A 12113-nucleotide genomic window follows, 5' to 3' on the forward strand; every position below is an offset into this window, starting at 1 on the left:
TTACCTCCAACGATAATTGATGCAAACATATGTTTGGAGGTCCTATTATAACCGAAAATTGAAGTTCTGCAAATGCATACAAGGCTGCCGATCGGCGGCAGCCTCGTTAACTCTTTACTTGATTCGTTCGCCGCGCCGCCAAACCTCCCGCAGCTCCAACCGCCGGTGCGCTTCACCGGTGTCGAAAAGGAGAAAGTCCGCAAGGAAGCCCGCCTTCAGGCGCCCTCGATCCCGCCGGCCCCTCGGGAACAGCTTCATCGGGTTCGCGGTCGCCATATCGATCGCCTTCGCAAGCCGTTTCGTCGAATCAGACGGTTCGCTGCAGCCAGTCGTACGCTTGCGCGCCGCTGATTTCATGCTCCCCTTCGAAGACGTCGCATGCCAACTTCGACGGAACCTCCAGCAGTGTATAGACGTTGCGAATGCGTTCGAGCGCCTCGAGCGATGCGGAAAGCGGGAAGATCTCGTCTTTCGTCCCCGCCTCCATCAACAGCGCCCTCGGCGCGATCAAACTGACGATATCCGGCATTTCCGCGTATTCGCCCAAACCGGGAACGTAGTTGTCGATACAATGTTCGATGTCCAGGATACTGGCCTTGAACGTATTGACGTACCCGCTGACCACCGTCGACTTGATTCGTTCGTCCAAGGCCGCCGTGAAGGAAGCTACGAGTCCTCCGCCGGAAATGCCCATGCAGCCGATCCGTTCCGCGTCGACATCTTCGCGCATGCACAAGTAATCGACGGCTCTCATCGCTTCGTAGACTCGGTGACCCGCCATCGTACGGCCCATGTGAAGCAATAACTTGCTCAGCTTGTCGCAAGAGGAATACTTGTCCCGCCCGTATTCGTCCCGCAATCGCCGATCGCCGAACCCGAAAATTTCGGGCGCGACGACGAGGAAACCCCGCTTCGCCAGCTGGACGCCGAAGTTTTTCTGATACGTCGGCCGACCGATGATCGACTCGCCCGCGGGCGACAACCCCACGACCTCCCTGCTCCCGTACCCGTGCCCGTGGAACGCGGCGACGGCCGGAAGCCGCGCGCCAAGGGCCGCGCTTACGGTCGGAACGAGCACGTATGCCGGACATCGCAATCCGAAGAACGTCGTAAACTCGACGCGCTCTCGAACGTACCCGTCGCATTCGACGCGTTCAAGCAGCTTCGGTTCCAACGCCGCGGACCGATCCGGGAATCCTCCCAGTCGTTCCGCGAACCGTCGGCGCAGCCGATCTCGCCACGCCTTCCATTCCTCCGCGTTCGCAGCGGCGAATTGCAGCTCTGGGGTTATGCTCGCGTACAGGGATTCCATATATTCATCCGGATGCCACATGTCAACGCCCTCCTAGAAAGATTATCACTCTGAACATTCCTTCGGCCGGAATCGAGCCTCGCGCATCCATCCCCGCCAGACGAGTGCCAGCAGGGCGAGCATCGCGGCGGTCCACCAGCCGATCGCCTCGGTCCAATCCAGAAGCTGCGCGGCAAAGCCGAGTCCCATGACCGGGAGACTCACGCCTACATATGTTATCGCGTAATACAGCGAGATCAGGTCCGCCCTTGCCGCATCCGGCGAGATGCGATTCACCGCGCCGAGACCGACGGCGTACAGCGGCCCGTGGCCGAGGCCGACGCATGTCGCGCTCGCGACGAGCCAGGCAGCCGATGACGACGCGTTCGAGAGGAACAAACTCGCGAGACCGAACGCCATGAACGCGCAGCCGAACGACGCAGCGACGGTAGCCGGCATCTTCTCCATTGCACGCTGACCGAGGACCGACAGCCCGAGAACGAACGCGGCCGTGCATCCCGAGAGGAGATAGCCGGAACGGCCGACCCATTCGTCCAAGTAAGACGGAACAACGCTCAGGAAGAGACTGACCGCCGACCAGGCGATGAACGAGGATGTCGCGGCGGTCGCGAAAGCCAAGCGCAACCCTGCCGGTACGAACGGCAAGTGCAGCCGGCTTCGGGGCACCCGCTCCGTTCTCATGTCGACGAATGCCAATCCCGCCATCGCGGCGACGAGCATCAGCAAATGCACGGCGTACGGGAGCACCGTCGGCATCGGCGCGAACTCCGCCAGCGCTCCGGACGCGACGGGACCGAGGGCGTTGCCCGCGGTAACCATCGCCGCGGCGGCGAACGCCGCCGTTCGGCGATCTCGGGTCGCATGCAGGTCCGTCATCGCGCCGACCGCGACGCCGTTGAACATGCCCACCGCTACCCCCTGCATCGTTCTGGCGGCCAGCATCCACCCGTAACCGTCCGCGACGGCCAGCCCAAGCGATCCGCTCGCGGCGAAGACAAGGCCGGCGCCTAAGATACGACGCGGGCCGAGACGATGCGCCATCTGCCCGAACAGGACGATCGACGGGATCACCGGGAATGCATACGCCGCGAAAAGCGCTGTCACCATAGACGGGGTCAGATCCCATGTTTCCTTATATATCGAATAAATCGGCGAAGCCAGATTAATGCCGAAGATGACGACGAACAAGCAATAAGCGACGGTGCCGTAAGCCATCGTCTCTTTCCTGGCGTCGCGCGCCCGGACGGACAGCACCTCCTGCATCGCTTCCAGCCGGGTCAACAGCGTGGAAAGCGTTCGGTCGTCGGTCTTCGCGGATATTTTCATCCAAGCGAGCGCAGGATCCCGGTCCGCGCTGACCGTCAGCCGATCGATGTTGCAGTCCGCGAGCCCGAATTGAGCGGAGATGCCGGCCAGTACGCCGGGACGGTTGCGGACGAGCGCCGAAATCGTTCGACTCCCCATATTCCCCATCGGATTCGCTCCTTCGCGCATCCCTCGAATACGTTATCTTCCAATCGTATGTCGCGGGTATGATCTTCCATGCATACGGGGATCGACAGTCCGCTCACCTCTCCCCGTCATACCAACCTTGGCCGCCCAGGTAAGCCAATACATCTTTGCCGATGCGCTCGATCGTTCTCGGCGACCTTCCCTCGCCGAAGGCAGGGGAGCACGCCCGATCAACCGCGCCGCCCGGCGAGAAATCCCATATTCTCGGCGGCGTATCGACGAAATCCGGCGTCGCTCTCCACCATTCCCGGCCGTCTTCGAACCCGTAATGCCGGTTGACGATGCGCTTGACGCCGCCGTTCACGTCCGCGCCGCCGTATTCGATGTCGGTGCCGCGCGTGCCCATCAGCACGTCGGCCAATTGCATGAAGTTGCGGAGCGCCTTCAGACGGATCGACGGAAGCGGTTCCTTCATGCCGAGCCGAGCGCCGGGGTACAGGATAATCTCTCCTGCGATCGGTTCGGCTAAATAGTCGGCGCCTCTATGTCCGAACGAATTCCACACCGTGAAGCCGTGAATGCCCGTCATGAACGCCTCCATCGGCCAAGTGAACAACGTCAGCAAGTCTCTCGATAGATCGCTGATGACGTTCCCGCCGTAAATCCAAATCGTGTTGCCCTTCGCCTTCATGCTCGGCACGCTATCGGGAAACCAGCTGAACATCCCCTCGCCGACGACCCACAGCTTACATATGTCGGCGAACCGGTTCCGCGAGTGGGTTCCGTAGTGATTGCTGGAATCCATCCGATAGACGAAGGAGACCGGCGTCGCGTCGAAGACGCCTTCGATAAGCTCGTAATACGCCTCCATCGGCTCCTCGTCGTGTTCGTACCAAATTTCGTCGATCGTAAACGGATAGAATCGGTACTGTTTCTTATGATTCAGGAAAATCTCGAACGTCGTCTCCGTCCAACCCTTCTCTTCGAAATGACGCACGAACTCCGACAAGATGCGCCTCGTTTCCGTCCGATATCCCTTCTTACCCCATTTCACGAAGCGTGCCGGCCACTCCAGGTTGAACGGCAAGTACATATACTCCAGAGGATACGCTCCGCGCTTCGATCCCGCGAACGCCGTGCCGTCCAAATACGGGCCGAAGTGACGGTCGAACAGCTCCCAAGACTTGACTCGGATGTTCTTGCCTTCCCCTTCGAGCTCGGGCGCGAAGGAAGGCGTCACCTTGCCGGAATGGCGGTATCCGAGATTATGGTATACCGCTCGATGCTCGCGGGCCATGCGGACAACCTTCGCTTCCATCTCGAAGAAGGAGCCGTCCTCGTATCGAGCGGGATTGTCCCGCAGTTCCGGAAATTCCGGAGAGATCGAATCGGCGTACGCGTTCAAATCCGCCGTCATCCGGCTCCGGTTCGGTACGGTCACCGCGTATACGCGCAACTGCAGCTCGAACTCCCGCTCCTCATCGTTCGCGCGGACCGCGAAGGTGCCGCGGTACTCGCCGGACGGCAGACCCGGCGGAACGAACCAATCGACCCACAGCGCCCCCGCCCGTTGATCCGGCATATACCGTTCGTCCAGAGGAAGGCGGAACGGGAACGCTTCGGACATCGGCACGAGCATATCGGGCACCAGCATTCCGTTCGTCCGATGGAACCACTGGACGTAGACGTCAGTCTCTCCGGCGGACAGCAAGGCGCCGTCCTCGCCGCGCAAGTCGCGGAGTTCGAGGGCGAACGACGTGACGGGCGCGCCGGACGTCTGCACGACGATCTGGAACGAGACGTATTGATTCGAGCCCGCATGCAATTCGACGATTGCCTTGCAAATTTCCAAATCCGAAGCATGCTCCCGTTCGACGAACGTGCCGGTCAAGCCGTCTATCCGCGCATAGTCCTTTATCGCGAAAATTCGCATGACGAGCCTCCTTTTATAGATCCGCGGCGACCGCGAGTCCGGCGATCAGCTCCAAAGCGCCCACGATCTCGGCGTCGCTGTTCCGCACCGGATAGTAATAATGCGTCGTCCCCGCGGCGGGGTCTTTGCGGATCGGCCGTTCGCCGCGCGAATACACCGCTGCGAGCTCCGCGCTCGTGCGCGTCCGCGTCCATCCCTCGAGCGGGAGGGACGACCCGGCCGCGACCGGCACGGACAAGCCCGGATTATCGGGATACGCCTGCCAGAGCACGGCGCACAGCTTCGCCCCCTCCTCGATTCGCTCAAGGAACGCCAGAGAGCGCTTCACCTGGATGAACGCGTCGAAGTCATAGTCCGTATCCCCGGCGCGATCGAGCAACATTCCCTCGAACGCGTCCCCGTCCAAGTACATCAAGCCGATTTTCGCCGCGCGATCCGCTTGTTCCCGCAACGCCTCGTGCGTCATGGCTGCGCCTCCTCATTTTCCAAGTCCGTTCGTCAGTGGAAAAAGAGAGGGCGCGCCCCCTCTCCCTCTCCTCTATGCGGCCGCCGCTGCGACCGTCGCTTATTGCCAGCGCCCTTCCACGCCCGCCTCCGCGATCTTCGCGTTCACGTCGTCGATGACGTCTTGCCCGCCGTTGCTCAAGAAGCTCTCCACCATCGGTTCCCAGGCGTCCATCGGCTGATCGCCGATAATCATCTTCGTCTGCTCGTCGATCAGCGTCGTGTGGAGCTCCCAATATTTCGTGTTATAGATTTCCGAATTGACGCTCATCGTAGGATCGATATACACGAAGTTCGGCTTCGACCACATCTCTACCGATTTGTCGACGTACGCCTGCTGCAGCGGCGTCGTGATGCTGCTGCTCATGTCGACCGCTTCGTCGTTCGGCGCCCATTCGGCGGTCATGAAATACGTTTGCGGGCGTTTAGTCGCTCCTTCTTCGGTAAGCACGCGTTTGCCGTCCGTGAATTCGTACCCCTTGCCGAGGCCGCCCCATTTCCAGTCGTAATCCGGATTGTCCGGGTTCGCTTGCTCCTTCGGGATGAAGGTGGCGAAGAAATCGGTCATCTCGAGTATCCGCTTCACCTTCTCCGGTTGATCGGCGAGCTCGGCGTTGAGCGTATGCAGCAGGTAGAAGCCCGACAAGCCTTGGTAGCCTTGCGAACCGTCCGGCGCGACGAACGGCGGAAGCGGCTCGATGACGGCGTTCGGAACGGCCGCCGCCAGCTGCTCGAACAGCCCTTTGCCGCCCGGCGTACCTTCGTAGTAGATGCCGGCTTTCCCCGTCCAGAACAAGTTGCGCGCGTCTTGGTACGTCATGATCGGCCAATCCTTGTGAACGTATCCGCCGGCGTAGACATCGCGCAGGAATTGAATCCGTTCCTTGGAACCGTTGGAGATGATGCCGGGGATCAGCTGGCCCTTATCGTTCTTATGCAGCCATGTGCCGCTGTCGTAATACGCGCCCATCTGCATTTCGTTGTCGATGCCGCTGCTCATCGCGAAGCCGTACGTGTCGTTCTGTCCGTTGCCGTCCGGATCCTGCTCGGTGAACGCTTTGGATACGGCCAGCAGCTCGCTGTAATTCGTCGGCATCGAGAGGCCCAGCTTGTCGAGCCAGTCCTTGCGGATGAGCGGCGAATTCCGGTACTTCACGCGGAAATATTGCGGGATCGCATAAATCTTGCCGTCCACGGTCAGCTTCGTCAGCACGTTGTCGGGAATCAGGTTCAGCGTCTCGTATTCGCCGGATTCGAAATATTCGTTGAGCGGCAAGAACGCGCCCTGCCCCGCCCATTGGTAGAAGTTGGACGAAGGCGATTCGAACCCGACGATATCCGGAATGTCGCCGGACGCCATCAGGACGGACAGCTTCTGCTCCGCTTCGCCCATCGGCACGAGCTGCGGTTTGAAATCGACGTTAAACCGTTCGTTGATCGCCTTCAGTCCTTCGCCGTCATTGGGCGGAATGGCGGCCCACACGCCTTTGAACATGGAAATTTCGAACTTTTCGGGGGCCGGCTCCGCGGCGGGCTCCTCCGCGACGGGCGCTTTCGTTTCGCCTTCGTCCTTCGGCGCCTCCGTTTCCGTCGCGCCTCCTCCCCCCGTACAAGCGCTCAGCAGCAAGACCATGGACAACCCGACGAACATCCCTTTCTTTTTGTTGCCGTTAACCATGCGTACCCCTCCTCGATTCGATTCGTACGTAGCCTTCTACCTGCCGCCCATCGGAGCTTCGCATCAATCCTTCAGCGAACCGAGCATCACCCCTTTGGCGAAGTGCTTTTGCAGGAACGGGTAAATCAGCATGATCGGAAGCGTCGCGACGAGCACGGCGGCCATGCCGATCGTCTCCGGCGGCGGCGGATTCTCGGAACGGAAGGCGGCGCTTTCCGCGGACGCCCGAATCGTCCCCATCGCCTCTCCGGCGATGACGATCTGACGCAGAATGACCTGAATCGTCCACTTGTGGGAATCGTTCAAATACAAAATCGCGTCGAAGAAGTGATTCCAGTGATCCACCGCGAAAAACAATCCGAAGGCGGCGAGGGCCGGCTTGGAGAGCGGCAGCATGATCGTGAAGTAAATGCGCATCTCGCTCGCGCCGTCGATCAAGGCCGCCTCCACGAGCTCGCCGGGGATGTTCCGGAAAAACTGCCGCATCACGATAAGGTTGTACGCGCTGATCAAGCCCGGAATGATAAGCGCCCAGTACGTATCGATCAACCCGGTTTCTTTCACGACTAGGTACGTCGGGATCAAGCCCCCGCCGAACAAGAACGTAAACAGCACGATAAAGCTGAAAAATCTCCGCCCCGGGATCGCCCGCGACAACGAATAGGCCATCGTCGACGTGAACGCCAAATTCATGAATACGCCGACGACCGTGACGCCGGCCGTCACGCCGAGCGAACGAAGGAACGGTTTGAAATTGAAAATATAATAATAGGCGTCGGTCACCCACACCTTCGGCCACAAAATGATATCCGAGCGCATGTATTCGCCGAAGGAGACGAACGAGGTGACGAACATGTAATAAAACGGGAACACCATCGTCAAGGCGATTGCGAACAGCGCCGCGATGATCAACCAATAGCTTAACCGGTCCCCGAACGACGTATCTCTCATGGCTGGCGCCTCCTCTCCAATTTAGAACACTCCGTCTTCTCCGAACCGTTTGGCGAGACGATTCGCCGCCAAAATCAGAACGAGACCGACGAGGCTCTTGAATAAACCGAAGGCGGTGGCGAAGCTGTAGTCCGCTTTCTCGATCCCTTTCTGAAACACATACAGATCCAGCGTCGTGCCGACGTCCCGCGTCAATGCGCTGACCATGAGGAAAATTTGCTCGATGCCGGTATTCAAAATGTTGCCGAGCTGCAAAATAAGCAAAATGACGATCGTGCCCCGAATGCCGGGCAACGTAATGTACCATATTTTCTGCCATCGCTTGGCGCCGTCCATCGCCGCCGCTTCGTACAAGTTCGGATTGATTCCCGCGATGGCAGCCAGGAACAGAATCGAGCTCCACCCGGATTCCTTCCATATATTCTCGAGTACGATGAGCGGCATGAACCACGCGTCCGACGTCAAGAAGTTGATCTTCGGTAACCCGACAAGCGCCAGGAACGAATTCACGATGCCGTCGCTGCTCAGCAGCGTGAACACGAGACCGACGACGACGATCCAAGAGACGAAATGCGGCAGGTAGACCACCGTTTGGACCGTTTTCTTGAAAAATTCGTGCCGCACCTCGTTCAGCAGCAGCGCTAGCACGATGCCGGCCGGGAACGCGAGGCCCAGCTGCATGAAGTTTAGATACAGCGTGTTGAACAGCACCCTGCCAAGGTCGGAGCCCTCGAAGATGAGCTTGAAGTTAGCGAGTCCGACCCATTCGCTCCGGAAAAATCCGCGGAACGCGCTATAATCCTGGAACGCGACGACCAATCCAAACATCGGTAGGTATTTGTAGACGATGAAGTACACGAATCCGGGCAGCAGCAATAAATACATGAACCGAAATCTCCAGATCCGAGCGAGCAGCGTCTTGCCCGCTTCTCTTCTGCGCATCGCCCGTCCATCCACTCGGGTCGCGATCATGACACGGCATCCCCACCTTCTCTTATAGATCGGAGCGATTAAACCTCTTTAATGTAAATTATAGGACAGAGTATATGACGGTAGTAGTAGGTTTTGATGACTACACATACGACTTCGATGACATCTCGGATTTGAAAAGGTTTTCACACCCAATTATATGTAATGATATATACCACAAATCTTACCCTATGTAATGGAAGCGATTGCATGTCTTACTGGAATCCGAGCCACTCCAGCTCGACCTTCCGATGCATTGATTTCACGTAATACTCGTATTCCGGCGACGCAGCGTCGAGCGCTTCGCCGGCGACCTCGTCGTACCGTCGCAGCGCGCCGGCGAAATCGCCTTTCTTCTCGAGACAGACGCCGATCATAAATCGCTCTTCCGCGAACGTCTGATTCCATACGACGCCGAGCCCCGTATTGTCCGGGTACACGGACACCTGACTTAATTCGCGGACGGCGTCGTCCCAGCGCTCCTCCCGCATCGCTTCGCGGGCAAGCCCCATGCGCGTCGTTCGGTACAGCTTCGCAAGCGACAAGTCCGGAAAATATTCGTTCTCCCAGCTGCGAAATCGGTAGCTCGCGAGCAGCTGCATCGCTTCCCGATACTTGCCGGCATCGTTCCAGATGCCGATCGTCATGCGCGCGAACAACTGGCTGAGACGGCTCGCATCGACGGTATCGCCGAGTAAAGCGAGCCGCTTGTCGATCCGACCCTCCCGTTTATAAATCGAGTTCAGCGTGACGGCGATCTCTTGATTGGCCGGCGGGCGGCGAAGTCCGTCCTCCAGCACGGCCGTCGCCCCTTCGGCATCGCCACGGCGAAGCAGCAGCGTGCCGAGGTTCAAGTATACGACCGAATAGTCCATCCCTTCGCGCACGCATCGGGTCCACTCGGCCTCCGCTTCCCCGAAGCGATCCTTCGCGTTCAAGATTAATCCGCGGTAATACCGCGCTCGTACCGCATGGCCGCCGCTATGTTCGATGGCGCGCTCCAACGCGCGGAGCGTCGACGGCAGGCTCGGGAACACCCAATTCAGCGGCGCCTCCTCAGCTTCGCGGAACGACCGCTCCGCTTCCTCGAGATCCCCCGCCTCCGCGTGCAGCCAACCGAGCTGGTACAGCACGAGCGGATTTCGGCGATCCGTATAGTTCGCCAGTACGGCGAGCTGCGCTTCCCTGTCCCCGATCTGGTCGTAGAAAGCCGCAAGCGAGAGCGCGAAAAACTCGTCCCCGCGAACCAGCGACTTCGCGCGGAGCGTTCCTGACGTTATGTCCAATTCCACCGCCGCCGCATGGTTGAGCGGGTCCTTCGACAAGATCGAGCCGAGAAGCTCGCCGGCTCGCTCCATTCTTCCCAGCTTGCGCAGGCACACCGCCGACAGGACGTCCGCCGTGTCGGCGTCGGCCGGTCGTTTGGTCGCTTTCTCTAAATACTGAAGCGCTTTGGCATACTCCCCGTCTTGCATCGCCAACTTGCCTAGAAGAATATTCGAAGCGGCCGCCAACGCCGACGTGTCGTTCACCCGCAGCAGGAACGTCCTCGCCTCTTTCTTCCTCCCTTGCAGCATTCGCACGAGTCCGAAATAATATGGGATTTCTTGAGAGAAAGGCGTCAACCGGAGCGCTTCGGCCAAGGTGGTTTCGGCATCGTCCGGAAGCAGCATCTTTAGTTGAACGACCGCCTTGCCTACGTATGCCTCCACATATGCCGGGTTGTCGCGCAGCAGCTCGTCATACAATCGAAGCGCTTCCATAAAGTGGTTTCGCTGCTCCGCCTCGGCGATCCGGAACGCCGGCGTTGCGACGACGTCCTTCCACGGCACCGCCGCGGGCGCTTCGGCATGGTCCATCGCCGACAACGATCGATTCACGAGATGATCGACGACGGTTTCGCCGCCGACCGTCACGACCAAACGCAGGGCGCCTTCCGACAAACAGCGATAATGCAGCTCCGCCTCGGCGTACACATTGTTCGCGGGCGTCCAATCCCCTTCGGCGCGGAATACTTCCGTCCCGTCGTGCACGATCGCGACGGCCGCTCCCGCCATCGGCTCGTTCGCGGACAACGTCAAATCCAGATGCAGCGCGTCGCCCGCTCCGCGTCGAAATCGGGTCGCTGCCACGAGTTCCTTGGAAGCATACGTGAACGGCCCGGTCTCCACCGCTTGGAACCAATATTCCTTCCATTCGTTCGTCTGGTACGGCCGCAGGAACCGGTATTCGTTTTGCGTCTCTACGTCCCCCGCCTGATGTTCAATGTATGGGCCGTCCTCGTCCGTCAACAGCCGCTGCCAGCGCATGCCGAGCCCCGCTCGCCCCCACGCCCAATATTTTTTGCCGGGAACCTCGCGGTGGTCCGCCACATGAACCGTACCGCGCTTTCGGAGACTGTCGTATACGCCGAAGAAATCCTCGTCCGTCAGCGATGCGAATATGGAGGAAAACTTCCGGATTTGGCTCGCCCAACGCACGTCGACGTTCCCGTCCATCGGCCAGGGGGTGCGTTCCCGGCTCCCCTCGTCGATCTTCCACTTGGACGGATAACGGCACTCGAGTTCGTCCGTCTCCGGATACGAAGCCGTGTTCCAGAAGAAAAACCGTTGCGGCAGCGGCGTCGGGTTATGGATGCGGACCGTCTGTTCGATATACGCCTTTCCCGGGTATAACCGAAGCTCAACCGAAAACCGCAGCTCGCTGACTTTGTCGATTTCCCCGAGAATGATCGAAGCGGAGCCGTCGTCGTTGGTTCTGAGCTCCGTGTCGATGACCTCCATCGCGGTCGGGCGATGCCCCGTCGGGAAGTTGAATTCGACGCCTCCGGACGTCCATGCCCCCGTCAAGCCGACCAACTGCGGCTTCACGACGTTGTTGCGGTAAAACACCTCTTGCCCGTTCCTCTTGTCGAAGGCGGAATATAGCTTGCCTCCCAACGCCGGAAGCGCCATGACCTTCAGGTACTCGTTCTCGATCGCGAGCGCTTCGTACGCCGCGGACGTCGGACTGTCGTCCAAATCGTCGTACAGCTTGTACGGATATGGCTTCTCGCGCCGGTATTCCCGGATGATAGGGTTGATGTTCGCGGATCGCACCGGGTACGTTGGTAGGGTGATACTGTCCCGATAGGCCGCCGTTCGATCGCCGTGTTCCGTCGTCATCCGCTTCCCCCCCCCCCCCGAAATTATCGAAATGCGCCGAAACGATGTTCGATCGCTTATTTCTCAGTATAAAAAGAAGACGACTCCGGAAGTACCGGAGTCCGATGACTTTGCTATAGGGTTTCATTACCTGTCTGCGCCTCCCGTACT

The 12113-nt window shown here is 59.4% G+C and carries 9 protein-coding genes; all 9 read right to left on the reverse strand.

The features are described 5' to 3' along the window. Positions 1 to 114: 114 nt before the first annotated feature. Positions 115 to 276, reverse strand: coding sequence for a hypothetical protein (locus RIN49_RS06645; protein WP_309119373.1), 162 nt, complete (start codon positions 274 to 276; stop codon positions 115 to 117). A gap of 31 nt (positions 277 to 307) precedes the next feature. After that, the gene (locus RIN49_RS06650; protein ID WP_309119374.1) at positions 308 to 1333 is read right to left on the reverse strand and encodes an alpha/beta hydrolase family protein; all 1026 of its coding nucleotides are present in this window, start codon (positions 1331 to 1333) and stop codon (positions 308 to 310) included. Between the two features lie 24 nt (positions 1334 to 1357). Next, complete coding sequence (locus RIN49_RS06655; protein WP_309119375.1) at positions 1358 to 2785, reverse strand: MFS transporter; 1428 nt, start codon at positions 2783 to 2785, stop codon at positions 1358 to 1360. 94 nt (positions 2786 to 2879) lie between these two features. Beyond that, on the reverse strand, positions 2880 to 4697 hold the full coding sequence (locus tag RIN49_RS06660) for a hypothetical protein (RefSeq protein ID WP_309119376.1): 1818 nt from the start codon (positions 4695 to 4697) through the stop codon (positions 2880 to 2882). Positions 4698 to 4710: 13 nt separating this feature from the next. Continuing rightward, positions 4711 to 5163, reverse strand: coding sequence for a hypothetical protein (locus tag RIN49_RS06665; RefSeq protein ID WP_309119377.1), 453 nt, complete (start codon positions 5161 to 5163; stop codon positions 4711 to 4713). A 99-nt stretch (positions 5164 to 5262) separates the two neighbouring features. Beyond that, complete coding sequence (locus RIN49_RS06670) at positions 5263 to 6879, reverse strand: extracellular solute-binding protein (RefSeq protein ID WP_309119378.1); 1617 nt, start codon at positions 6877 to 6879, stop codon at positions 5263 to 5265. Positions 6880 to 6942: 63 nt separating this feature from the next. Then, on the reverse strand, positions 6943 to 7830 hold the full coding sequence (locus tag RIN49_RS06675) for a carbohydrate ABC transporter permease (protein WP_309119379.1): 888 nt from the start codon (positions 7828 to 7830) through the stop codon (positions 6943 to 6945). Positions 7831 to 7851: 21 nt separating this feature from the next. Next, positions 7852 to 8802 carry an ABC transporter permease gene (locus tag RIN49_RS06680; protein ID WP_309119380.1) on the reverse strand — a complete coding sequence of 317 codons (951 nt, stop codon included), beginning with the start codon at positions 8800 to 8802 and terminating at the stop codon, positions 7852 to 7854. A gap of 212 nt (positions 8803 to 9014) precedes the next feature. Next, positions 9015 to 11963, reverse strand: a complete 2949-nt coding sequence (locus tag RIN49_RS06685) for a DUF5107 domain-containing protein (RefSeq protein ID WP_309119381.1) — start codon at positions 11961 to 11963, stop codon at positions 9015 to 9017. Between the last annotated feature and the right edge of the window lie 150 nt (positions 11964 to 12113).

It is taken from the genome of Paenibacillus sp. (genome assembly GCF_031177825.1).
Lineage (GTDB): Bacteria > Bacillota > Bacilli > Paenibacillales > YIM-B00363 > Paenibacillus_AE.

Coding starts and splice junctions, on each gene's coding strand:
- RIN49_RS06650 (WP_309119374.1), bottom strand. CDS start 1,333: ATGTGGCATCCGGATGAATATATGGAATCCCTGTACGCGAGCATAACC.
- RIN49_RS06675 (WP_309119379.1), bottom strand. CDS start 7,830: ATGAGAGATACGTCGTTCGGGGACCGGTTAAGCTATTGGTTGATCATC.
- RIN49_RS06680 (WP_309119380.1), bottom strand. CDS start 8,802: ATGATCGCGACCCGAGTGGATGGACGGGCGATGCGCAGAAGAGAAGCG.
- RIN49_RS06660 (WP_309119376.1), bottom strand. CDS start 4,697: ATGCGAATTTTCGCGATAAAGGACTATGCGCGGATAGACGGCTTGACC.
- RIN49_RS06670 (WP_309119378.1), bottom strand. CDS start 6,879: ATGGTTAACGGCAACAAAAAGAAAGGGATGTTCGTCGGGTTGTCCATG.
- RIN49_RS06645 (WP_309119373.1), bottom strand. CDS start 276: ATGGCGACCGCGAACCCGATGAAGCTGTTCCCGAGGGGCCGGCGGGAT.
- RIN49_RS06685 (WP_309119381.1), bottom strand. CDS start 11,963: ATGACGACGGAACACGGCGATCGAACGGCGGCCTATCGGGACAGTATC.
- RIN49_RS06665 (WP_309119377.1), bottom strand. CDS start 5,163: ATGACGCACGAGGCGTTGCGGGAACAAGCGGATCGCGCGGCGAAAATC.
- RIN49_RS06655 (WP_309119375.1), bottom strand. CDS start 2,785: ATGGGGAATATGGGGAGTCGAACGATTTCGGCGCTCGTCCGCAACCGT.